General features: G+C 64.3%; 20 protein-coding genes. 9 read left to right on the forward strand and 11 right to left on the reverse strand.

The window, feature by feature from the left end:
• Window positions 1–144 (forward strand): c-type cytochrome (locus VEC01_RS01340; protein WP_414691399.1); only part of this gene is annotated, 144 nt, incomplete at its 5' end.
• 78 nt (window positions 145–222) lie between these two features.
• On the opposite strand, the gene VEC01_RS01345 is transcribed toward VEC01_RS01340, so the two are convergent.
• Window positions 223–3,324 carry an efflux RND transporter permease subunit gene (locus VEC01_RS01345; RefSeq protein ID WP_324897990.1) on the reverse strand — a complete coding sequence of 1,034 codons (3,102 nt, stop codon included), beginning with the start codon at window positions 3,322–3,324 and terminating at the stop codon, window positions 223–225.
• 51 nt (window positions 3,325–3,375) lie between these two features.
• Entirely contained in the window at window positions 3,376–4,539 is a 1,164-nt protein-coding gene (locus VEC01_RS01350) for an efflux RND transporter periplasmic adaptor subunit (RefSeq protein ID WP_324897992.1), read from the reverse strand.
• Here VEC01_RS01350 and VEC01_RS01355 point away from each other — a divergent pair.
• Window positions 4,538–5,161 (forward strand): MarR family winged helix-turn-helix transcriptional regulator, encoded by a 624-nt coding sequence (locus VEC01_RS01355; protein ID WP_324897994.1) that lies wholly within the window; start codon window positions 4,538–4,540, stop codon window positions 5,159–5,161. The genes VEC01_RS01350 and VEC01_RS01355 overlap by 2 nt on opposite strands.
• A 120-nt stretch (window positions 5,162–5,281) precedes the next feature.
• Here the strand turns inward: VEC01_RS01355 and VEC01_RS01360 are convergent, their stop codons facing one another.
• A complete protein-coding gene (locus VEC01_RS01360) occupies window positions 5,282–6,436 on the reverse strand; it encodes an alpha-hydroxy acid oxidase (RefSeq protein WP_324897996.1) in 1,155 nt (384 codons plus the stop codon).
• A gap of 81 nt (window positions 6,437–6,517) precedes the next feature.
• Complete coding sequence (locus tag VEC01_RS01365) at window positions 6,518–6,883, reverse strand: hypothetical protein (RefSeq protein ID WP_324897998.1); 366 nt, start codon at window positions 6,881–6,883, stop codon at window positions 6,518–6,520.
• A gap of 231 nt (window positions 6,884–7,114) precedes the next feature.
• On the opposite strand from VEC01_RS01365, the gene VEC01_RS01370 reads away from it, so the two are divergent.
• Window positions 7,115–7,453: a hypothetical protein gene (locus VEC01_RS01370; protein ID WP_324898000.1), complete on the forward strand. Its 339-nt coding sequence runs from the start codon at window positions 7,115–7,117 to the stop codon at window positions 7,451–7,453.
• 70 nt (window positions 7,454–7,523) lie between these two features.
• On the opposite strand, the gene VEC01_RS01375 is transcribed toward VEC01_RS01370, so the two are convergent.
• Window positions 7,524–9,743 (reverse strand): molybdopterin-dependent oxidoreductase, encoded by a 2,220-nt coding sequence (locus VEC01_RS01375; RefSeq protein WP_324898002.1) that lies wholly within the window; start codon window positions 9,741–9,743, stop codon window positions 7,524–7,526.
• 158 nt (window positions 9,744–9,901) lie between these two features.
• On the opposite strand from VEC01_RS01375, the gene VEC01_RS01380 reads away from it, so the two are divergent.
• Both VEC01_RS01380 and folE read left to right on the forward strand, forming a co-directional pair.
• Window positions 9,902–10,120 (forward strand): hypothetical protein, encoded by a 219-nt coding sequence (locus tag VEC01_RS01380; RefSeq protein WP_324898004.1) that lies wholly within the window; start codon window positions 9,902–9,904, stop codon window positions 10,118–10,120.
• Between the two features lie 51 nt (window positions 10,121–10,171).
• On the forward strand, window positions 10,172–10,741 hold the full coding sequence (folE, locus tag VEC01_RS01385; RefSeq protein WP_324898006.1) for a GTP cyclohydrolase I FolE: 570 nt from the start codon (window positions 10,172–10,174) through the stop codon (window positions 10,739–10,741).
• 144 nt (window positions 10,742–10,885) lie between these two features.
• On the opposite strand, the gene VEC01_RS01390 is transcribed toward folE, so the two are convergent.
• The 6 genes from VEC01_RS01390 to VEC01_RS01415 all read right to left on the reverse strand — a co-directional run bounded on the left by VEC01_RS01390 (window position 10,886) and on the right by VEC01_RS01415 (window position 19,370).
• Window positions 10,886–12,037, reverse strand: coding sequence for an AraC family transcriptional regulator (locus VEC01_RS01390; RefSeq protein WP_324898008.1), 1,152 nt, complete (start codon window positions 12,035–12,037; stop codon window positions 10,886–10,888).
• 92 nt (window positions 12,038–12,129) lie between these two features.
• Entirely contained in the window at window positions 12,130–12,567 is a 438-nt protein-coding gene (locus VEC01_RS01395; RefSeq protein ID WP_324898010.1) for a DUF2059 domain-containing protein, read from the reverse strand.
• Between the two features lie 127 nt (window positions 12,568–12,694).
• Window positions 12,695–14,326, reverse strand: coding sequence for an OmpP1/FadL family transporter (locus VEC01_RS01400; protein WP_324898012.1), 1,632 nt, complete (start codon window positions 14,324–14,326; stop codon window positions 12,695–12,697).
• Between the two features lie 27 nt (window positions 14,327–14,353).
• Complete coding sequence (locus VEC01_RS01405) at window positions 14,354–15,343, reverse strand: transporter (protein ID WP_324898014.1); 990 nt, start codon at window positions 15,341–15,343, stop codon at window positions 14,354–14,356.
• 42 nt (window positions 15,344–15,385) lie between these two features.
• Window positions 15,386–16,150, reverse strand: a complete 765-nt coding sequence (locus tag VEC01_RS01410) for a C39 family peptidase (protein WP_324898016.1) — start codon at window positions 16,148–16,150, stop codon at window positions 15,386–15,388.
• A gap of 421 nt (window positions 16,151–16,571) precedes the next feature.
• Complete coding sequence (locus tag VEC01_RS01415; RefSeq protein ID WP_324898018.1) at window positions 16,572–19,370, reverse strand: LuxR C-terminal-related transcriptional regulator; 2,799 nt, start codon at window positions 19,368–19,370, stop codon at window positions 16,572–16,574.
• 511 nt (window positions 19,371–19,881) lie between these two features.
• On the opposite strand from VEC01_RS01415, the gene VEC01_RS01420 reads away from it, so the two are divergent.
• The 4 genes from VEC01_RS01420 (at window position 19,882) to VEC01_RS01435 (ending at window position 22,689) form a co-directional block, all read left to right on the forward strand.
• Window positions 19,882–20,397, forward strand: coding sequence for a DUF6160 family protein (locus VEC01_RS01420; RefSeq protein WP_324898020.1), 516 nt, complete (start codon window positions 19,882–19,884; stop codon window positions 20,395–20,397).
• 163 nt (window positions 20,398–20,560) lie between these two features.
• Window positions 20,561–21,337: a hypothetical protein gene (locus VEC01_RS01425; protein ID WP_324898022.1), complete on the forward strand. Its 777-nt coding sequence runs from the start codon at window positions 20,561–20,563 to the stop codon at window positions 21,335–21,337.
• Window positions 21,338–21,341: 4 nt separating this feature from the next.
• Window positions 21,342–22,229, forward strand: coding sequence for a DUF6160 family protein (locus VEC01_RS01430; protein ID WP_324898024.1), 888 nt, complete (start codon window positions 21,342–21,344; stop codon window positions 22,227–22,229).
• 1 nt (window position 22,230) lies between these two features.
• Window positions 22,231–22,689 carry a hypothetical protein gene (locus VEC01_RS01435; protein WP_324898026.1) on the forward strand — a complete coding sequence of 153 codons (459 nt, stop codon included), beginning with the start codon at window positions 22,231–22,233 and terminating at the stop codon, window positions 22,687–22,689.
• Window positions 22,690–22,755: the final 66 nt, after the last annotated feature.

A 22,755-nucleotide genomic window follows, 5' to 3' on the forward strand; every position in this document is an offset into this window, starting at 1 on the left:
GACCGCTTCCTCGAGAACCCGGCGCGCACCGTGCCCGGGACGACGATGGGGTACGCCGGCGTGAAGGACCAGAAGGAACGCGCGGACCTGATTGCCTATCTGCTGCAGGCCGACGATTCTCCCGATTGCAGGAAACGTCCGTGAAACCGGGCAAGCAGCACCAACGGCATGCGTACGGACCCCCGGCCGGCCAGCGAAGCCGCGAAAGCCGGACACTGGATATCAGGCGCCCGGTGTACTCGCTTCGGCCACACGCTTTTCATCGATCTGCACCGGCCCCTTGCCGCTGAAGCGGTCCAGCAGAAGATAGATCACCGGCGTGATCAGCAAGGTGATCACCTGCGAAAACAGCAGGCCGCCGACCACCGCGAGCCCGAGCGGTTGGCGCAGTTCCGCGCCGGCGCCCAGCCCGAGTGCGATCGGCAATGCGCCGACCATCGCCACCAGGGTCGTCATCATGATGGGCCGGAAACGCAGCAGGCAGGCAGTGCGGATTGCTTCGGCGGGGGCCATACCCTGCGTGCGCTGGGCATCAAGCGCAAAGTCGATCATCATGATGGCGTTCTTCTTGACCAGGCCGATCAGCAGCAGGATGCCGATCGTTGCGATGAGCGTAAGCTCCATGCCGAACAAGGTCAGCGTGAGCAACGCGCCGACCGCCGCCGACGGCAGGCCGGCGAGGATCGTGATCGGATGGATGTAGCTTTCGTACAGCACTCCCAGCAGGATGTAAATCACCACCACCGCCAGCACCAGCAGCGCCGCCTGGCTGCTCTGCGATGCCTGGAAAACCGCCGCGTCGCCGGCGTAAGAGGTGATAATGCTTGCCGGCACGGCGATCTTTGCCTTCATCTCTTCGATGCGAGCGGTTGCCTCGCCGAGCGGGAAATCGGGGGGCAGGTTGAATGACAGCGTGATCGCTTCCAGTTGCCCCTGGTGGTTCACCGAGACCGGTCCGGCGTCGCGCCGCACCGTGGCCACGCTGGTCAGGGGCACCAGAGTGCCCGTGCTGCTCCGGACGTGGATCTTGCGCAGGTCGTTCTCATCCTGCTTGCCGGAGTTGATGTCTTGCATGATCACCGAGTAGCTGTTGCTGCTCGTAAAAATTGTCGATACCTGCCGCTCGCCGTAGGCGCTGTAAAGCGCGCTGCGGATATCCTGTATCTGCACGCCCGCCGCGTTGGCGCGCTCGCGGTCGATATCGACGACCGCCTGCAGGCCGCTCATCTGCGCGTCGCTGGTCACGTCGAGAAAGCGCGGGTCCGACCGCAGCTCCGCCAGCATCTTTTCCGCCCAGCCAGCCAGTTCGTCGGATCGCACGCTCTGCATCACGTACTGGAAGCGGCTGGCACTGGAGCGCCCGCCGAGGCGCAGGTTCTGGATCGGCGTCAGGTACACCGACACGCCCGGGATATTGCGCAGCTTCTGGCGCAGGTCGCGCAGCACCACGTTCATCTGCGCGCGCTCGTCGCGCGGTTTCAGGCCGATGAACAGGTTGCCGGTATTCCCCTCCCTGGCGCGCGACGTCACGCTCATCACGTTCGGATCGCGCTGCACGATGTCGGCGGCCTGGGTAACGATGCCGACCATGGTTGGATAGGACGCGTCTTCCGGGCCTTCGATCGTCGCGCTGATCTGGCCGATGTCTTCCGTCGGGAAGAAACCCTTCGGAATGCTGATGAACAGGACCGCGGTCAGCGCAAACGTCGCCGCGGCGAGCAGCATGACGGCCGCCCGGTGCGCGAGCGACCAGTCCAGGCAGCGCTCGTACAGGCGCAGGGAGCCGTCGAAGCCGCGTTCGAATGCGCGCATGACAGAGTTTGTCTTGCGCTCCGCTTCGCCGGCCGCATGCTTCAGGTAGCGGCTGCACATCATCGGGACCAGCGTCAGCGATACCACCGCCGACACGAGGACGGCGAGCGAGACCACCGCGGCGAACTCGTGAAACAGCAGGCCGATCACGCCGGGCATGAAAAAGATCGGGATGAACACGGCCACGAGGGAGATCGAGATCGAAATGATCGTGAAGCTGACCTCGCGTGCGCCCTTCAGCGCCGCCGACAGCGGATCGAGTCCCCGCTCCATGTGCCGGACAATGTTTTCAAGCATCACGATCGCGTCATCGACCACCAGGCCGACCGCAATGGTGATGCCGAGCAAAGAGACATTGTTCAGGCTGTAGCCCAGCCACTGCATGAGCGCGAAACAGCCGATCAGCGAGATCGGCAGCGACAATGCAGGAATCGTGGTGGCAGTCAGCCGCTTGAGGAACAGCAGGATCACCAGCACCACCAGCGCGACGGTCAGCAACAGCGTCAGCTCGACATCGTGGATCGCTTCCCGAATTGACGCGGACCGGTCGTTCAGCACCTGTACATCGATGGAGGCGGGCATCTGCGACTTGAATTGGGGCAAGGTCGCCTTCACGCTGTCGACCACCTGCACCGTGTTGGCATTCGGCTGGCGCTGCACCGCAAGCACGATCGAAGGCTTGCCGTTCGCCCAGCTTCCGCTCTTGACCGATTCCACGCTGTCTTCGACCACCGCCACGTCGCGCAGGCGGATCGGCACGCCGTCCCTGCTGCTGACGATCAGCTCGGCAAACTCGGCGGCATTCTGCAGCTGCCGGTTGGCCTGCAAGGTCAGCGTCTGGCGCGGCCCGTCGAGCACGCCCACCGGCGTGTTCGCATTTGCCGCGCGCAAGGCTGCCGCGAGTTCATCCATGGTCAGGTTGCGCGCCGCAAGTTCGTCCGGACTGACCCGCACCCGCACCGCGTAACGGCGCTGGCCGTACACCTGGACCTGGGCGACGCCGTTGATCGTGGAAAGCGCCGGGGACATCAGGTTTTCCGCGTAGTCGTTCAGTTCCGACAACGACAGCGAAGGCGAGGTCAACGCCAGCAACAGGATCGCGGCATCCGCGGGATTGACCTTGCGGTAGGACGGCAACGACGTCATTTCATCCGGCAGGCCGCGCTGGGCGCGCAGCAAGGCGGCCTGCACATCGACCGCGGCCGCATCGATATCCCGGTTCGGTTCGAACTCCAGCGTGATCGACGTGCTGCCGAGCGCACTGCTGGAGCTGATGGTCGCCAGCCCGGCAATGGTCGAGAACTGCTTTTCCAGCGGGGTGGCAACGGAAGCCGCCATCACCTCCGGACTGGCGCCGGGGAGCGAGGCCGACACATTGATGACCGGCGTGTTGTAACTCGGCAGCGCCGCGATCGGCAACGCGCGGTAGGCGAACAGGCCGATGACGACCACGGCGACCGACAGCAGCACCGTCATCACCGGGCGCCGGATGCATAATTCGGAAATATTCACTGGAATACCTGCTTTTCTTACAAGGCCGTCGCGCGGGGAGTCAGTGCCCGGTCAGGCGCCCGCTGCCGGTCGCACCTCGCCGCCGGAGTTCAGCGCGGGATTCATCTCGCCGCCCGCTTCCCGGATCCTGCTGCCCGGGCGCAAATTCTGGGTACCCTCCATCACCACCCTGGCGCCGGCTGCCAGTCCCGATACCGCGGCCGTCCCGTTGGCGATCGAGACGACTTCCACCGGTTGCGGACGCACCGTGTTGTCGGGCTGGACCACATAGGCGAATTTTTCGGTCGGCCCGGTGACGACCGCCTGCACCGGCACGACCACCGCGTCCTGCAAGGTGCGTGAAATCATTTCCACGGTGACGAAGGTCCCCGGCCAGAGGCGCCGCTCCGGGTTCGGAAACTCAGCCTTCATGCGGATCGTGCCGCTCTGCGGATCCGCCGCATTGTCAATGAAGTACAGGCGGCCGCCGATCGCGCGCCCGCCGGGAAGCTGGGCCGTGACCGGCGCCCTGCCGTCCGGGTAAGTCGCGCTGATGACCGCCAGCTGGCCTTCCGGCAACGTAAAGGAAATGCCGATCGGGTCGAGCTGCGCAATCGTGAGCATCGGGTCGCCGCCGGGCTGGGCCAGGCTGCCGGGACGCACGTTGATCGCGCCGATCCTTCCGCTGATCGTCGCCGTGATCCGGTTGTTGCCGAGCGCGACCGCGCTCGACTCGATCGCGGCCTCGTTGGCGCGCACGGTCCCGCGCAATGCGTCAACCTTGCCGCGCGCCGCAACCACCACTGCCTCCGACACGAAACCCTTCGCCGCCAGTTCCTGGTTGCGCTTGAGCGCATCCTCCGCGTCGCGCAATTCCGCGCGTGCGCTGGCGAGGCCGGCCCGCGCGCGCGCCACCTCCGATTCGCCGGCGCGCTGATCGAGCGTAAACAGCAGGTCCCCGGCCTTGACGTCCTGCCCCTCCCGGACGTGCACTGTGCGCACCACGTTTTGCACCTGCGGCCTGACTTCCACCGAGTTAAGCGGGACCACGTAGCCATTCGCGCGCAGCGTGATGTCCACGGCCTTTTGCGCGGCAAGCGCAGTCTTTACCACTTGCGCTGTGTCGCGCGCCTGTTGGGGCGGCGGCGCGGATTTTCGAGCGAGGAGGAAATACGCGGCGGCGAGGAGCGCGAGCCCGACGACGATCGCCGGGATTAGCTTGTGACGTAGTTGCATGATTGCTGGCAATTCATCTGCGCGGGGTGTTGCGATTGCATTGGCGCAGGCGGAAGTCGCGAGTATATTAGATAGCAATGCTAATCAAGTTATGATTGCCCCGGATGGCATACGTTCCTTTTCGTCCGGTTTCATTCCTGAGCACTGGCAAGTATTGATGGCAACCAACAGAACGCCCGGCGATGCCGATCTGCAGCGCGAGCTCGGTCAGATGATCGGGAATGTGTCGCGCGCCTGGCGCCATGAAATGAACCAGCGGCTCAAGCCCTTCGGCCTGAATCAATCGATGCAACAGGTATTGATGCAATTGCATCGCAATCCGCAGGGGCTCGTGCAGCGCGAGCTCGCGCGCAGGCTCGGGATCGAGGGGCCGACTCTGGTTCGCCTGCTGGATCAGCTCGAAAAGCAGGGCTTGATACGGCGCGTGTCCGCGCCCGAGGACAAGCGTATGAAAAACTGCGTGCTGACGCCGAAGGCGGTCCGGCAGATAGGGCTCATCGAAAACCTGATGACCGATCTCCGCTCCACCATGATGCACGGGCTTGCGCCCGACGAGATAGAAACCGTGTTGCAGAGCATCCGGCGCATGCATCGCAATTTATCGGAAGAGGCGCAACACTGAGCGGCGGACAGCGGCCAGCGGTGCGCTCGCTTGAACGGGAAACGCTGCGCTGTCTTTTATCAAGGCAATGTTGCTGTTCGGCCGGCGCGGGAGACGATGGCGCGCACGTGCCGAGCATCATCAATAGAACTGGTAGGTGCCCGGCAACAGGATCTTGCTGTCGATCTTCTTCACATCGGTGATGCCGCAGAACGCCATCGTCAGGTCGAGTTCCTTGTGGATGATTTCGAGGCACTTCGTGACGCCCGCCTCGCCCATTGCGCCAAGACCGTACAAAAAGGCGCGCCCGATGTAGGCGCCTTTCGCGCCGAGCGCCAGCGACTTGACCACATCCTGTCCGCTGCGGATGCCGCCGTCGATGTGCACCTCGATGTCGCTGCCGACTGCATCCACGATCGCGGGCAGCGCCGAGATCGACGACGGCGCGCCGTCGAGCTGGCGTCCGCCATGGTTCGACACGATCAGCGCATCGGCGCCGCTTTGCACCGCCAGCCGCGCATCCTCGGCATCGAGGATGCCCTTGATGATCAGCTTGCCGCCCCAGTGCTTCTTGATCCATTCGACGTCGTCCCACGACAGCGTCGGGTCGAACTGCTGCGCGGTCCACGACGACAGCGAAGACATGTCCGACACGCTCTTCGCATGGCCGACGATGTTGCCGAAGCTGCGGCGCCGGGTGCCGAGCATGCCCATGCACCAGCGCGGCTTGGTCATCATGTTGAGGATATTGCCGATGGTGAGCCTGGGCGGCGCCGACAGTCCGTTCTTGATGTCCTTGTGGCGCTGCCCCAGCACCTGAAGATCGAGGGTCAGCACCAGCGCGGAACATCGGGCCGCCTTCGCGCGGTCGATCAGGCGGCGGATGAAGTCGGTGTCGCGCATTACGTAGAGCTGGAACCAGAACGGCTTGCTGGTATTCGCGGCGATGTCTTCGATGGAGCAGATGCTCATCGTCGACAGCGTGAACGGCACACCGAATTTCTCGGCCGCGCGCGCGGCGAGGATTTCGCCGTCCGCATGCTGCATCCCTGTCAGGCCGGTGGGCGCGAGCGCGACCGGCATCGACACCGCCTGCCCGGCCATCGTGGTTGCGGTCGTGCGGTTGTCCATGTTGACCGCGACGCGCTGGCGGAACTTGATCTTCTCGAAATCGGTGCTGTTGGCGCGATAGGTCGATTCGGTCCAGGACCCGGAATCGGCATAATCGTAGAACATGCGCGGTACGCGCTTCTGCGCGAGCACGCGCAGGTCTTCGACATTGGTGATGAGGGGCATGCGAGCGTCTCCTTGCGACGATTTACAGCTAGTGTAATTGAAGCAGGGAAACGCTGCGTGAAGCCCAGGCGTGAAATTTATTCAGGCCGACGCATGCATTGCGCCGCGTGACGGTGCTACCGGAACACGCTCGATGCGGCGCGTGGCCGGCATGTCCAGCTGCTCTGCGCCGAGGTCCTGGTCGCCCAGCCAGTAGCGGGTTGCGGTGTCGCCGAGCAGGCCGCGCAATTCGCGGATGCTCAGTTCGGTCGCCTCATGCGCGGCCAGCAGCAGCGACGAGTTGACCGGCATCAGCCGGTGCCGCACCTTGCTGATGGTCGATGCAGGCATGCCGAGCGCGCGCGCCAGCGCCGCATCGCTCCTGACGCCCAGCTTTGCCATCAGCGTGTCGAGCAGGTGGTTGGGGGTGTAGCCTTCGCGGTAGACAATTGCCGTGTTCCTTCGCATGGTTCTCCTCGCATTCAAACTGATGCGTGATTTTGCACTTGTGAAACTAGAGGGTGGGTCAAAACACACACCGAGTTTGATATTTCTCAAAGGTAAGTCCAGCCGGCATCCGGGAGTTTCCATGTCGTTAACAACTGCTTACAAAGTCATCGTCAACTCCCGCTTCCCGCTCCGCGTTCTGATGGACGTGGCATCCCCCACACCAGTCATAACCAACAAACGAGGAAATCGATGAAGACTCTGATCGCAAGCCTGATCGCAGCACTGTTTGCAACCGCCGCATTCGCACAAACCACCGCACCTGCCGCTTCAGCGCCGGCCGCTACGCCGAAGGCCGAAGCCAAGGCCGATGCCAAGTCGGACACCAAGTCCGACACCAAGGCGGCGAAGGCTGACGCCAAGGCCGAAGAAAAGATCACGAAGGCCAACAAGGAAGCCAAGGAAGACACGGCAAAGGCGGACACCAAGGCCGATAAGCAGAAGGCCAAGGCAGCAGCGAAGAAAGACAAGAAAGTCGCCGAAGCGAAGAAGGAAGCGGCGGAAGACAAGGCTGACGCAGCCAAGAAGTAATCGCCGCGCGCGGAGAAGGAGACGGAGAAGGCAGGATCACCTGCCTTCTCTTTTTTCATGCCGGCCCTCGCTATGCGGGCCGCATCTCGACTGCCACGCCGCTCAGCACCGCATTGCCCGACAGCGGGTCGCGCCGTTCGGCGACGACCGCGTTCAGGTTCGCGCCCGGACGTTCCGCCGCCAGCGCCATGCGGGTGCCCGGCAGGTCGTGCCCCCATCCGTGCGGCAGGCTTACCACGCCCGGCATCATCGCAACGCTCAGCTCGACCCTCACCTCGATCGACGCGCCGTCGCGGCTGATGCGTGCAGCGCCGCCATCCTCCAGCCCGAGGCGGTCGGCGTCCTGCGGGTGGACCAGCGCGGTGCAGCGGAACGGGCCCTTCGCGAGCGTGGGCAGGTTATGCATCCAGCTGTTGCAGGAGCGGACCTGGCGGCGTCCGATCACTACCAGCGGCGCCACCGGCTGCGCGAGGCTCGCGGCGACCCGCCGCAGGTCCTCGACCAGCAACGGCGGCGCCAGTTCGATCTTGCCGGACGGCGTGCGCAGCACTTCCGGGATGCGCGGCTGCAGCGGGCCGAGATCGATACCGCCCGGCGCCGCCTTCACTTTCGCGAGACTGATGCCTTCCGGACGGCGCCCGAACAGGTCGCCATACGGGCCGAGGCGCAATGCGAAATCGACCTGGCGCTCCGGCCCTTTCGGCTCGGCGAGCGCTGCCAGCACCGCGTCCGCATGCTCGCCCACCGCGCGCTGCACGTCCTCGGCAAAGGATTCGTCATCCATCTTCCCGACGTCCGCATGGGCTCCCAGCCCCCGCGCGATGGCCGCCAGCCGCAGCAGGATCTGCCACTCGGGCGGATGGCCGGGCGCGCGCGGCAGCACCGGGTCGCTGAAGCGCGCGTAGTTGCGGTACGCAAACTGCGGGAAGGCGATGTCGTAATGCAAGTCTTCCAGCGGCGAGGAGCCGGGCAGGATCACGTCCGCATGGCGCGTGGTTTCATTCAGGTAGATGTCGACGCTGACCATGAAGTCGAGCCGCTCGAACGCGGCGGACAGGCGCGGGCCGTCGGGCGCCGACAGCACCGGGTTGCCGGCGATCGAGATCAGCGCCTTCACCTGCCCTTCGCCCGGCGTTTCGATTTCTTCCGCCAGGCAGACCATCGGCAATTCCCCCATCACCTCCGGCGCGCCGGACACCCGGCTGCGGCGGCGGCCGACACTGACGCCGCGGCCGATGCCGGGCTTGCCGACAGTGTTGGCGGCGAACGCCGGGGCCTTCGCAAACATCGCGCCGCCCTCCCGGTCGAGATGGCCGGTCAGCACGTTGAGCACATCGATCAGCCAGTTCGCCAGCGTGCCGTATTCCTGAGTGCAGGTGCCGATGCGGCCGTAGACCGCGGCCCGCTCCGCCCTGGCCAGCTCGCGCGCGAGCGCGCGGATGGTGGCGGCATCGATGCCGCAGCGGGCGGCGACCTGCTCCGGCGCGAACCCGCTCACCGCCGCCTGCATGGCTTCCAGCCCTGCGACATGCTCCGCGAGCCGGCCGAGCCGCACCAGGTGCTCGTCGAACAGCGTGTACACCATGCCGAGCAGCAGGAACACATCCGCGCCGGGCCGGATGAAGTGGTGCGCATCGGCGATGTCCGCCGTTTCGGTCCGGCGCGGGTCGATCACCACGATGCGGCCGCCGCGCGCGCGCATCGCTTTCGCCTTGCCGCGGAAATCGGGCACCGTCCACAGGCTGCCGTTCGACACCATCGGATTCGCGCCCAAAATCAGCAGGTAGTCGCTGCGTTCGATGTCGGGCACCGGGAAGGACAGCCAGTGGCCGAACATCAGCCCGGCCGACAGCTGCTTGGGCATCTGGTCGAGCGTCGATGCGGTAAACACGTTGCGCGTGCCGAGCGCCTTGGCCAGCTTCGGCACATACGCGATCAGGCCGATCTTGTGCACCGACGGATTGCCGACCACCGCCGCCACCGCGTCCGCGCCGTGCTCGGCAATGATCGGCGGCAGGCGCCGCGCGATCTCTTCGAATGCTTCGTCCCAGCTGGCTTCGACGAAATGCCCGTCGCGCTTGATCAGCGGCGTGCGCAGGCGGTCCGGATCCTCATGCAGGTCCTTCAGCGCCACCCCCTTGGGGCAGATGTAGCCGCGACTGAAGACATCGTCGTCGTGGCCGCGGATCCCGATGACCTTGTTGTCGCTGACTTTCAGTTCCAAACCGCAACAAGCCTCGCACAGCGGGCAAATGCGGTAGGCGGTGCTTTCCTGGGTGTGGTCGGGCATGCTTGTCTCCTTCCGATGCCCGTTGCGCGGGCTTTTTTAAATGTTAGACAATTATGGGGGAATCGCCATTACCTTGCAGGTCATTGCCCTTACGGCCGGTGGGGGCGTCCGGCCCGATTTCGGGCGATAATGTCGCATCGAAATAGGAAGAGGAAACAATGGCCACCAAGCCACAGCGCACACTGACCTTCAAGTGCAAGAAATGCTCCAAACCGGTGAAGGTCTTCCTGCAGAAGGTATCCGCCTGCTCGCATATCCAGCCTTATCTCGGCATCTGCGCCTGCGGCGAGGTGCTGCGTCACGCCACCGGACAGAAGGACGCCGTCGAGGCCTACCTCGCGTCGGCCGACCTCAACTGGTCGCACCATCATCATTGATCAGGGCCGGCAGAGCCCGCGCGCCATGCGCCCCAACAGGAGGAATGAAACATGAGTGACAAGAACTTTTCCACGGAAGACTGGCGCCGCCTGCTGCGCCACCTCGGCGACGACCCGGACCGGCAGGGGCTGCGCGACACGCCCGAGCGCGTCGACAAGGCGTGGAAGCACTGGACGTCGGGCTATGACCAGAATCCGGCGGATATCCTGAAGGTGTTCGAGGACGGCGCGGAGAAGTACAACGAGCTGATCGTGGTGCGCGGCATTCCGGTCTACAGCCATTGCGAGCATCACCTCGCGCCCTTCTTCGGCAGCGCAACCGTCGGCTACACGCCGAACGGCCGCATCGTCGGCCTGTCCAAGCTGACCCGGCTGGTCGACTGCTTCTCCAAGCGCCTGCAGGTGCAGGAGCGCCTGACGGTGCAGGTCGCCGATTCGCTGATGGAGCATCTGCAACCGCTGTCGGTCGGCGTCGTGATCCGCTGCCGCCACATGTGCATGGAAAGCCGCGGCATCCGCACCCCGGGCGAAGAAACCGTCACCTCCGCCCTGCTCGGCGAAATGCGCACCAACCTCGGGCTGCGCACCGAATTCCTGTCGCTTGCGAGGGAAAAGGACTGAGCGCACCGGCGCGCCGGCCAGCCGGGCAGCGCGAAGCGCAGCCCGCCCCTGCCTCTGCCGCGCTTGTGCGGGCAACCCCGGCGAAAAAAAACCTCCGCGGCCTGGCGGCGGCGGAGGTCAAACACCAACATCGCTTGGAAAGATTCAGTTCGGCTTGAACTGGGCCAGTTGTTCCAGTGTGTCGGGACGGCCGAACGGCATCATCTGGCCCAGCGGGTTCGTGCGAGGCATCATGATCTCGGGCGCCGCCGGGCGTTGCTGCACTTCCTTCGGCGAGCGGCCGAACCAGCGGCGGCAGGCGCGGCAGAAAGCGCTCGGATCGGAAAAGCCGAGCTGGAAACTCAGCTTTTTCAGCGACAAGTCCCCCTTCTTCAGGTACTGGTACGCCATTTCGCGGCGGGTATCGTCCACCAGCTGCGTGAAATTCGTGCCCTCCTCCGCCAGGCGGCGCTGCAGCGTGCGCTCGCTCATCATCAGCCGCTTGGCGACTTCCTCGCGCAGGGGCTCGCCCTGCGCCAGCATGCTGGTCAGCAGCGCCTGCACCCGCTTGCTGAAGCTGTGCTCTGGCTGCGGCGCGTTTTCCAGCTTGGCCAGCATGCGCACCGTCCAGTTGCGCTGCGCCTGCGCCAGATCGGCCAGCATGCGCAGCGCCCAGTCGGCGGCCATCGTGTTTCCCGCGGCGATCGGCGTTTCCAGTGCGGCGTCGGCGAACTCCATCGCATTGACCGCGGTGCCAAAGCGCACCTCGCATCCGAACGCCTCGATGTACGGCTTTACGTCGGCCGGCGCCGGATACGCATAGTTGACCAGCAGCGGCTTCAGGTCTTCCCTGCCGGCCGCGCCGCGCAGCGTGCGCAGCACCAGGCACCAGACGAAGTCGTAATGCTGCTGCGGCACGCGCCGCTGGCCGCCGGGCAGGTGCAGGCACACGCGGGTGGTGCCGCCGGCCTGCTCGATGGTGCTATGCACGGTGGGCGACACCAGCGGCGTGTAGCGCACCAGGTTTTCGATCGCCGTCTTCACGTCCGGCGACGCGCGCATGATGTGCCCCATCAGGCCGGACTTGTCCAGCGGCTGCGGCTGCGCCGCCTTCAGCCCGAGCAGCGGATCGCCGGATGCCTGGGTCACCAGGTCCCACAGGTGGCTCAGCTTGTCCGACAGCGTCAGCGCGTCGTCCGCCATGCATTCGGACTCTTCGAGCCCGGTCTGCCTTGAAAAAGCGTCCATGTCGAGGCCCCGCGCTGCCAGGCGTGCCTTGATACCGCGTACCAGATCTATCGCCGACGAATAAGTCATGCTGCTCCCCTCGAAAAAATATTGTTCTCTTTTCCGGCGCGGCCGAGCACGAGGCCGCGCCTTTGTCGCTCCAGGATCGGTACCAGCATGCTTTACTGCGGAACAGCAGCGCGCAGGCGCATGCCGATGCGCTGGCGCAATGATTCAATCTTCGGTTCGATCGTCGGCCGCATGTCCGCAGCGAGTTTGTCGCCAAGTGCCTTCTGCATTTGCGGCACTAAAGATTCAAATTTCTTTTTTACAGGCGACTCAAGCATCGCGATAATCTGGCGCAATTCCTCCTCGCTGAATTTTTCGGCAAGGATCGGCGCAACGGTGGATGCGGTCAGCGCTTTCGCATTACCATTGACGAGCGGTGCATTCTCCTCATAAAACTTCCGAGCGTCTTCGGAAATTTCCTTCATCGCCGCCTCCTGGCGGTCTTGCGGCACCCGTCCCTGCAACACCGCGCGAGCTTGGCCGAGCGCATCGGCTACCGGCGCCTGCAGCATCGCCTGGCCGACCGCCTCGACATGCCAGAGCTGCAGCACGCGCTGCACCAGCTCGTTCTTGGTTTGCGGCCCGGCGGCGGAGCCGGCCGCTCCAGCCGCGCCGGCGGTGCCGGCGGCAAGGATGAGGCTCAATGCAATGATGGTTTTGCGCACGTTATGTCTCCTGTCAGTCAAAGTGCTTGGTCAAGGTCACGCCGAGGTAGCGCACCCGCAGGCCACCGCTCACGTCGAGACCCGCGTACGGGTTGTAGACGATGTTGAAGAAGTTGTCGCAGTTCATGTTGCAGCTGCCGCGGGCCGGCACGTTGTAGTCGCCCTTCATGTAGCTCGCCGCGATGCTGATGTCGGTGTTCCTGTTGATCTTGTAGTTGGCGCCGATGCTGTAGAGCTTGGTGTCGGGCAGCGGCGCGATCAGGTCGATCTTGTCGGCCGGGATTGAACTTTTACGCGGCTCGAAGCCGAAGCGCATCGTCAGCTTTTCATTCACCTTCACCTGCATCCCGTAGCCGAAATGCAGCGTGCTCTTGTAGCCGCGCGGCAGCTTCATCTGGGTGGAGTCCGGAATGCCGAACAGGCGCGCCATCTCCAGCAGCTTGATGCTCTGGTCGAACTTCACGGTCATCGCATCCCAGCTGCCCCAGTCCGCCCAGTTCGCGTCGACATTGAACTGGAAGCGCTCGGTCGGCTTGAACTTGAAACCGAGCTGCACCCGCTTCGGGAACGGCACGACGGCGGTCGCATTGCCGGACTGGACTTCCGGGATAGAGGACGGCATGCCGGTGATGCCGGCTACGATCGGCCCGAACAGGCTGGAGTACATGCCCTCGACGAAACGGCGCAGCATAGGCTCGGCGGTAATGGTGTATTGCCCGGTCACCTTGGTTTTCGAACCGCCCTGGTAGACCGCGCCGAGAGCAAACCAGTCCACCGGCTCCCACAGCACGCCGAGGTTGATGGTCGGATCGACCGGCGCCGTCATCTCGAGGCTGATCGCGGCCGCCTTCTTGAACGGATTGACGCGGCCTTCCGGACCGCCGCCGCACAGGCCGACGGTGAAGGTGTCGAGGATGTTGCCGCCGTTTTCCGGACACCAGCCGCGCTGTATCTGGCCGACGATGCCCAGCAGCGGGTTTGGCATGCGCATGTCGGTATTCATCACGATCGCCTGGTGCGCGATCGGTACCGATACGCCAACGCTCAGGGTATCCGAGACCTTGTAGCCGACGCCGGGCGCCGCGTAGACCAGCCGCTGCAGATGCACCAGCTTGCCGTCGAAGCGGCCGGGATCGTTCGGATCCTTGCTGCGGTCGGAGCTCATCGCCTGCGACACATAGTTGGCGACGCCGAAGGTGAAGTCCGAATCCGGCTTCCGGTAGGCCAGGCCGAGGCCGGGCAGAATCACCGCCGGCAGGCGCCAGCCCGGCATGCCGATGCCCGGGATGTAGATCTTCTGCCGCATCGGCCCGGTCGACGTGTTGTTCAACGGGTCTTCGCGCCAGCCGCCGATATTGAAGTTCTCGCCCTGCGTGAAGTGATTCGGGTTACGCAGCGAGACCAGTGCAAATGAGTGCGATTCGGTCGAGCCTGTCATGCGCGCCAGGCCGGCCGGGTTGAAGTGGATCGAATCGGTGCCGGGCGGATCCGCGGTCACCGCGTTCCCGAGCGACATCGCGGTCGGGCTGGTCAGCAGGTTGTCGGTCATCGCGGCATGCGCCGGCGGCAGCGCGCTGGCAAGCAGCAGGCTTGCGACCGGCAGCAGCCTGGTCCGGTACCCCCGGAATCGCCTGCGTTTGCTCAAGCAGCTCATCATCGTCATCCCGTCCCTTTAGAACGACAAAGGCATGCTCAGGCCGAGCGTGAAGTCGGGAGAGTTTTCCGTCAGGCCGATGCCGGCCGTGATGTTGATGGTGGTCTTTGGCGACACGCGCACGCCGAGGCCGAGGTTCAGCACGCCCGAGGTCTGGGTCTTGGTGCGCGACACGGTGCCGTCGCGGAAGTACAGCTTGGTGCCGCGGGCGATCGATTCCTGGATCGAAACCGAGGTAGTGATGCCGTACGAGAGCGCGTACGCGAAACCGACGCCGAAGCCGAAGGCCATGCCCGGCTCGACCCGGGTCAGCACGCGCGTGCCGCGGATCTGGTTCAGGTCCTTGGCTGCGCCGCTGTAGGTCAGGTTGACCGAGCCGAACAGCGCAACCGGGTCGACGATGTGGTTGACCGCGACGCCGGCCGACAGCTGGGGCACGCCGGAACCCGTGGCCAGGTCCTGGTTCGCGTCGACCTTGAACGGACTCTTGCCGGTCGGCAGCCGCAGCGTGCTGTTGACGGTGAGCGAAGGCCGGCCGCGCTGCACGCCAAACGGCTGGTAGCGGGCGCCGACGCCGATGTCGCCGATCGAATGCGACATGCCGCTGAACGCCGGGTTCTCGGAGTACTTGCTGACCAGCGGCAGCACCACGCTCGCGGTCAGGTTGTCGCGCACGCCGTAATCGACCGAGACCGTATTGGTGATCGTGTGCGAACTGTCATTCTCGATGTTGAACAGGGTCAGGTTGCCGTTGGTGATGTCGGCATTGATCTTTTCCTGGCCGATGTAGGAATAGCTGAAGTCATAGGTCGCGGCGAGCTTGCCGCGCTTGATCAGCGAGTATTGCTTGTCGACCGCGGTCAGCGTCTGCTTGAGCAGCGTGGTCTGGTCGGTATCCCCTTCCTGCTTCTTCAGTGCGTCGCGCGCGGCGTCGGTGCCGCTCTGCTGCGCATGGGCGGGCAGCATCAGCGCGGCCGCAATGAAACCAAGCAATGGATGAATTTTCATATCGACTCCCTTTTATGTAATGTAATGACAGCGATGTGGCGATCAGTTTCTGCGCAGGTAGACGCCGCCGAAGCCTGAGTTGAGCGCGCGTTCCATCAGGTATGCGTTGCCCAGCGGTTGAAGATTGGCCTGGTCCCGGACGCGGTCCATGTCGAACACGCCGAGTTCCTGGTCGCTCAGCGCCAGCCTGTCGAGCGCGGGGACGTCCTTCGGGGGATACAGGATGAACAGGGTGTTGCGGTCCCACAGGCTTGCGAATTCATGCACCGAGAGGACGATGTTTCCGGCGGAGGGATCGGCGAGATACACCAGGTCGTCGCGGATGCCGCGCAACACGACGAAGTGCTTGAAGCCGGCATAATCGATCGGCACGATCGCCGGGTGGGCGAGCGTCCGCAGGTCCTTGACCTCGGCGCGGAATCCGGCGCTGTCCACGCCCAGCGATGCAACATAGCGCTTCATGTCGAGCAGTGAAAACCCGCGGCGCTCGATGATCTTTTCCTTTTCGCCGCGTTCGAGCATGCCTTCCATCGCCTGCTGCTCGTCCACCTTGATGCCGATGTAGTTGTTGAGCAGCGTGACCAGTGCCGCCGAGCCGCAGCTGTAGTCGTAGGCCTGGTGCACGATGTTGCGGAACTTGAGTTCCGAGTGCGGCTCGATCTTGACCGGCTGGGTCACTGCCGGCCCGCCGACCACTTTCTGCGGCAGCTCGAACTGGTCCTGCGGGCGGTCCACCGGCTCGAAGCGGGAGGTGACGCCAGCACCGCCGATGCCGAACGCAAGCGCGCCTAGCAAGATCATGAACATGTGTCCATCCCCTTCATCTCTACTCCTGTCGTTGGTGTTTGACGGGTGTCGCGATGTGTCCCGCGATTGACCTGGAAAGCAACTCGCCGCCGAAAAAAAATTAATTTTTTGACAGCTTTCCGAATGGCTTTAAATGTACGAGTGAAAGGGGGGAGGGAAGGTCGTCCGAAAGGACGAGCCGCCATTGCGCGGAGTCAAGCGCAGAGCAGGTTGCGCAGAGCAGTTTTGATTGCCTTATGGCATAGTGAATTGCGTGCAATCAAACCGCCCGGCGCAAGCCCAGCAAGGGCGCGGGATTGCCTGAAGGCGACTAGTGCGATGCGGATCTATCCATGAAGCAGCACGCAATACACGAGAGCATGATGCCAAGCCTTGTTTCACGGCGAATCTGGAGCCGTGCACATGCCGCAATAAGATAACGTCAGGAAATGATGCCGCGACGGCGGGCGAGGGAAATCGCTTCGGTGCGATTGTGCGCACCGAGTTTGAGATTGATGTTTCGCAAGTGAGTCTTGACCGTCGTGACCGACACGAACAGCTTTTCCGCGATCGCCTGGTTGCCGCAGCCCTGCGCCAGCAGCAGCAGCACATCGAGTTCGCGCTCGGTGAGTTCACTCGTGCCGGCGCTTGCACTGACCGCGCCGCCCTGGGGTGATGGCGGCGTCCGGCTGTCCGGCCGGGCACGTTGCAGGATGCGTTCGCTGAATGCGCGCAGCGCATTGCTTTCCTGGCCCGACGCTTCCTTCATGCCCTCCAGCACCTCGCGGATGAGCGTGAGCAATACCGGCCCCTCATCCTTGAACACGCGAATGAAGCCCTCGCCCTGCGCATCCTGCAGCGTTTCGCGTATCGCGCGCAGCGCCGGGTTGCGCTGGCCTGCCTGCGACAGCGCCAGCGCGTAGAGCACCTTCACGCGCAGCGCGTAACGCATGCGGCCGCGTGCATACGCTTCCTGCAGATGTTCCTTGAGCAAAGGCAACACCGCGAGTGCCTGCCCGCCATGCACCTGCAGGCGTGCCGCCGCAAGCGTGGGGCTTTCGATATCGGTGGAAATCATTTGCAGGTCGCGGCGCACCCAGGACGGGGACGGACCGACCAGCGCGAAGTGCGCTTTCGCCTGCTCCACGTTGCCGCTCAGGATGGCCGCGCGCGCCAGTTCCAGGCGGGCCGCGTCGACGGCGCGCTGCAGGCGGCGCTGCATGCCGAGCTGTTCGAGCTCCAGCAGCACGTGCAGCGCATCGGTGGCATTGCCTTCCGCGCGCAGGATGCGCGCATAAATGACGTGGCTGGCGATGATCTGGTCGGGAATGCCGGCGTCCTTGACCATCGGCAGATAGAGCTTGAGCAGGCGGCGCGCCTCGGCCAGCGAATCCATTTCATACAAGGTTTCCGCCAGGTACAGGCTGGCGAAGCCGCTGTCGGCGCCGTCGCGCAGCTCAACCGCCCTTTCCTCTTCGATGCCGATCAGCGCGCCGATGCGCGCGCTGTTGCTGCGCAACTGCCGCTGCGCGTCGTCGCCGACCAGCGCGAGCAGGCGCGCGCAGGCCGCGCGCAGGTGCCCTTGCATCAGGTCGAGCATGGCGCGCACATAGCCGGCAACGGCGATGCTGAACAACGGGCCGACCGCAGCGTGCTCCTGCGTGACCTGGTCGAGCAGGATGCGCGCATCCTGGTAGCGGCCGGTCGTCGCATAGTAATAGGCGCAGCCCACCATCAGCATGCTGCGCAGCAGCGGCTCCTGCTTCGCGCTGTCCAGAATCTGCGGGTCGTCCCACATCGGCGCCGTTTCGTCGGCGCGGTCGAGCATCATCAGGCTGAAAGTGCGCAGCACGTGATAGCTGGAATGCGGGATCGGCGACGCGCCCTCGGCGTCGGTGACGGTTTCGAGCAGGTGCAGCGCCTCTTCGCCGCGATTGATATGCAGCAAGGACCAGCAATAGACCGACATCAGTTGCGGATGCGCAAGCAGATTGGTCCGGTTCAGCGTATCCAGCCAGCGCGCCAGCAGTCGCACCCGGCCCTGCAGGAACAAGGGCTGCGCATGCCGCCCGAGCAGGTCCAGCACGAGGGCACGGTCACCGGAGGCGATCGCATGGTCGATCGCATGGGTCGGGCGTTTCTGTTCCATGTACCAGGCGGCAGCGCGCCGGTGCAGGGTCGGCGCGAGGCCGGGAAACTGGCGGTCCAGCTGCGCGCGCAGGAAGCCGGCGAACAGCGGGTGGTAGCTGAACCAGGTGCGCTGTTCGTCGAGCGCGGTCATGAACATGTTGGAACGCTCGATTTCCTGCAGCAGCTGGCGGCTGTCTTCACGCCCGGTGACCGCGTTGCAGCTGTCGGCGCAGAACTTCTGCAGGATGCTGGTTTGCAGGATGAAGTCCTGCAGATGGCGCGGCTTGTTCGACAGCACGTCCTCCGCGAGATAGGAAGCGAGCGCGGTATGGGAGCCGGAAAAATTCTGGATCACGCGCTTGGGGTTGTCGCTGCCTTCCAGTGCGAGCGAAGCCAGCCACAGCGCGGCCGCCCAGCCGCCGGTGATCGCATGGAGCCGTTCCACGTCGTGCGCGTCCAGCGGCAGCCCGCGCTTGTCGCGCAGGAAGCACGCGGTTTCCTCGGGCGTGAAGCGCAGCAGCGACGCGTCGATTTCCAGCAGGTGCTGGCGCGCGCGCAGCTTGCCGACCGAAAGATCGGGGCGCTCGCGCGAACCGATCACCAGTTTCTGCTCGCTGCCGAGCAGGTCGATCAGCTGCTGCACCACCGCCAGCACGGCGGGGTTCTGCAGATGTTCGAATTCATCGAGGATCAGGGTGAACGGCAGCGGCGCCGATGCGACCGCGTCGGCCAGGTCGAAGCCGGTGTCCGCCCGCAGGCGGGAATCGGCCAGGCCGCGCGGCGATGTGTGGGGCCGGCTGACCTGGCCGAAGGCTTGCGCGAGGCAGGACAGGAAACGGTCGAGGTCATTGTCGCCCGCATCGAGCGTCATCCACGCGACGCAGCCGCCCTCCTCGGCAAACACATCATGTATATAGCGCAGCAGCGTGGTGATGCCGAAGCCGGCCGGCGCCTGCACCAGCACCAGCTTGGCGCCGGTGGCGCGGCGCACGCGGTCCATCACCCGTTCGGGCGCCACGAAGTGCCCGCCGGTCACCGGCGGGCGGAACTTCGATGGTGGCGAGCGTCGGGCGGACGGATGCTCCAGCACCTGGTAAGGAATCGCTGCCAATCAGGCTCCCCGGATGTAATGACGTAGGCAAGAAAACGACGGTGCCCAAAGGAACTAAGAGGTTACCTAAGCTTGTTGTTGAAACAATAGAGGATGCACTCTAAAAACCGGTTTCAGTTGCTTAACAGCATAGTTGCAGAAGGGACCTGCGTCCACGCACCAGCAGCGTTTTCCCCACTTTTTTCAACGCCGAAGCAACTGTTTGCTTGCCGCGCAGATTCTTTTTTTCAGAGGGGAAATGCTTGTGCCGGCAGTGGCTTTCAGGGCCAAGGATTTGGCTTCGCACGTCAGCCCCGCGGTCCCCGTTGTCAAGGTCGGCTGACCTAATATGAAGGCTCTTAGTATTGTTGAAATATTAAGAGCTGGCCGACACTGGTTCTAGCGTTCGGCAGGTGGTGCCCCCGCATGCCGAACAGTACGACGCGCCTCCAAAAGAGGCATGGAACCAGAGTAAGCGGCAAGGGAAGAAAAAACTTTTTAACACATCACGTTACACATTTGGAGACTTTATATGAAACTGTTCAAGAAATCCGTTATCGCTGCTGCTCTGTCCCTGGTTGCCGGCGCTTCTTTCGCAATGACCCCGATGCAAGACGAAAGCCTGAGCCAGGTTGCCGGCCAGGACGGCGTGTCGATCGCTGCCAACCTGCAGATTCGCGTCGGCGAATTCAAGTACACCGATACTGACACTGCCGGCGGTTCGGTCAGCTTCAGCAACATCGCCTTCACTGGTTCGATCGCAGCAACGATCGACATCATCAACAACGCGACCTTCCAGGGCGAGGCCAGCGCAGCCAGCGGTCCCAGCAGCGTCCTTGGCGTGACGGGCGGTGCCGGTCTCGCAGCATTCTCCCCGGCTGGCGACGTGGTCAAGATCGCGATCCCGCAAATCACGGTTGATGCTGCTCACCAACTGAACATGTCGGTCGACGCAATCCGCATGGGCAACTCTGCTGCGTCCTACGGCTCGTTCGCAATGAACGATATCAAGCTCCAGGGCACCACCGTCTACATCTGGGCGCACTAATCCAGGTGACGTTGTAACTGATCACGGAAGTTGGGCAGCCCCCGGCGTCAGCCGGGGGCTCCGTCATTCTGATGGGCGATGTTTACGAAAGGCATCATTTGGACGCCCGCTGGTCTCCCATTCGATCGCCCTACCACCGCAACTCTTTACCGAGATGATGAGCATGATCCGAGTTGGCCTTGTTTCACTGGGCATTGCTGCCGCGCTGGGCGCCGCTCCCGCATGGGGACAGCTGCGCGCGATGTCCGAGAATGAGCTGTCGGCCGAATGGGGCCAGGGCCTGCTGGTGCTGGAAAACAGCAGCCACGGCGGCCACGATTTCACCCGCATCGCGCTGGGCGCGGACGTGACGCTGAATGCGAACTTCAGGAACATCCGCCTGGGCGAATACAGCTACGCTGCGCGCAACGGCACCGGCGCCGACATCGACATGCCGCTGCTGCAGTTCGGCCGCAGCGACGGCACCGCCGCCGAGCGCCTGGTGCACATCACCAATCCCTATCTCGAATTCGTCTACCGCAATGCCGCCGATCCCGCCAACCGCGAGGTGGTGGGCATCCGTTTCGGCTTTGACGGTATTTCAGGCGACGTCGGCCTGACGCTCGCCGCCCTCTCCGGCTCGATGCGCGTGGACGGCGGCGCGGCCGGCGTCCTGGATTCCCGCACCGACCCGGGCGGCGGCAAGCGCTGGGACGGCGCCTGCGCCGCGCCCTGCCTGAACTTTTCCCAGCTCGGCGCGGTGCGCGCCGGCGACGCCAGCGGCCCGAGCCGCGACTTCTGGATTTCCGCGCTCAAGAACAGCGTGCAGTTCCAGGCGCCCTCCGGCACCACGCAGATGCCGGACCTGGCGCAGGCCGGCATCTGGCTCAACTGGCGCGACAAGCTTGCCGCGATCAATACCACCGGCACACCGCCGCCCAACCTGCCGCCCGCCCGCTGACGCCATGAAGCCGACGTCCATCACTTCGATCATGCTGCGCGCCGCACTGGCGCTCTGCACGCTGTCGGCGGCCGCCGGCGCGCAGGCCATGCAGCCGCTCAGCGACAGCATGCTGTCCTCGGTCGAGGGGCGCGACGGGATGAGTTTCGACCTCTCGAAGTTCGCAATGTCGGGCAATGCGCGCTATACCTACTACGAGCCGGGTCCTTCCGGCGGCAGCGCCTGGGTCGGCAATTACCATGCATCGCGGTCCGACGACCCGTCCAACGAGTTCGGCGACCCCTACCGCCTCGACATATTGGCGGGAACCACCGACTACTTCAACCTGGCTTTCCCGGAAAACGCGAACGGCGCCAAGCGCTGGCAGGCGGCGTACGACTGGGGCGTGAATGCGAACGGGATCAGTTTCGAAGGCGGCAGCGTCGTGGTCAGGGACGCGGTGTTCTACGGTGGCGGCTGGCAGTGGGGCACGCCGCGCGTCGGTGAGGGCTTTGCGTTCGGCCTCGGGCTGCGCATGGAGGTCGGCAACATCCTGCTGCGTCCGCGCGGACGCGACGATATCAGCGCCGTCGAGCCGGCGAGCGTGACCGAGCAGATGAACCTGCGCGGCCTGCGCATCGGCGCGGTGGACGCGAACGGCAACTTCACCAATGCGCCGTGGCAGATCGCCGACGTGCGCACGCAGCCGGGCATCTTCAATGCCGTCACCGACAGCGCCGGCAATGCGCGGCTGCACCTGGGCATCGACTGGCCGGATGCGAACGGCGCGCCGCTCGGTGGATTGCAGATCGACAACCTGTCATTCCGCAGCGGCGGCGGCACGGTGGACCTCGGTTCGAGCCGCATCGGCTCGATGCAGATCCAGTACCTCGACGTCAAGTTCAAGCCCTGAGATGCGAAGAATCATTACTTCATTCCTCACCGCATTCTGCATTGCCGGCAGCGCCTGCGCGCAGCAGGCGCTGGACGACAATGAACTGGCGGCCGTCAGCGGCGCCGACGGCGTCAGCATCGCGATGCACCTGTCGCTGAACGATCCGGCGCTTGGCCCGGCCGGCGAAAACCGCATCTCGATGGGATTCAACGTCGACGGCAAGACCACCCACCTGGTGATGAAGAACCTGCACGGCAGCATCGACATGTTCGCGCTGACCCTCGACGTCGAAACCAAACCCGACGGCGGCAGCTATCTCGCGATCGGGCTGCCGGTACACATGAAATACAACGACTGGGGCTTCGATTCGCTCAGCGTGCAGGCCGATCCGGCGGCCGCGGTCACCGAAAGCCTGGGCCGCATGAGCATCAACGGCACGGTATCGATGCAGGGACAGCTGCGGCTGTGGGCGCATTGATTCGGCGCGATCGGATGCGGCCGCAGCAGGAAACGCGCCCCCTTGGCGCCGGGAAAGAAAGGCGGC

Source organism: Noviherbaspirillum sp. (assembly GCF_035627455.1).
Classification (GTDB): Bacteria; Pseudomonadota; Gammaproteobacteria; order Burkholderiales; family Burkholderiaceae_D; genus Noviherbaspirillum.

Coding starts and splice junctions, on each gene's coding strand:
- VEC01_RS01355 (WP_324897994.1), top strand. CDS start 4,538: ATGATTGCTGGCAATTCATCTGCGCGGGGTGTTGCGATTGCATTGGCG.
- VEC01_RS01350 (WP_324897992.1), bottom strand. CDS start 4,539: ATGCAACTACGTCACAAGCTAATCCCGGCGATCGTCGTCGGGCTCGCG.
- VEC01_RS01360 (WP_324897996.1), bottom strand. CDS start 6,436: ATGCCCCTCATCACCAATGTCGAAGACCTGCGCGTGCTCGCGCAGAAG.
- VEC01_RS01365 (WP_324897998.1), bottom strand. CDS start 6,883: ATGCGAAGGAACACGGCAATTGTCTACCGCGAAGGCTACACCCCCAAC.
- VEC01_RS01370 (WP_324898000.1), top strand. CDS start 7,115: ATGAAGACTCTGATCGCAAGCCTGATCGCAGCACTGTTTGCAACCGCC.
- VEC01_RS01375 (WP_324898002.1), bottom strand. CDS start 9,743: ATGCCCGACCACACCCAGGAAAGCACCGCCTACCGCATTTGCCCGCTG.
- VEC01_RS01380 (WP_324898004.1), top strand. CDS start 9,902: ATGGCCACCAAGCCACAGCGCACACTGACCTTCAAGTGCAAGAAATGC.
- folE (WP_324898006.1), top strand. CDS start 10,172: ATGAGTGACAAGAACTTTTCCACGGAAGACTGGCGCCGCCTGCTGCGC.
- VEC01_RS01390 (WP_324898008.1), bottom strand. CDS start 12,037: ATGACTTATTCGTCGGCGATAGATCTGGTACGCGGTATCAAGGCACGC.
- VEC01_RS01405 (WP_324898014.1), bottom strand. CDS start 15,343: ATGAAAATTCATCCATTGCTTGGTTTCATTGCGGCCGCGCTGATGCTG.
- VEC01_RS01410 (WP_324898016.1), bottom strand. CDS start 16,150: ATGTTCATGATCTTGCTAGGCGCGCTTGCGTTCGGCATCGGCGGTGCT.
- VEC01_RS01420 (WP_324898020.1), top strand. CDS start 19,882: ATGAAACTGTTCAAGAAATCCGTTATCGCTGCTGCTCTGTCCCTGGTT.
- VEC01_RS01425 (WP_324898022.1), top strand. CDS start 20,561: ATGATCCGAGTTGGCCTTGTTTCACTGGGCATTGCTGCCGCGCTGGGC.
- VEC01_RS01430 (WP_324898024.1), top strand. CDS start 21,342: ATGAAGCCGACGTCCATCACTTCGATCATGCTGCGCGCCGCACTGGCG.
- VEC01_RS01435 (WP_324898026.1), top strand. CDS start 22,231: ATGCGAAGAATCATTACTTCATTCCTCACCGCATTCTGCATTGCCGGC.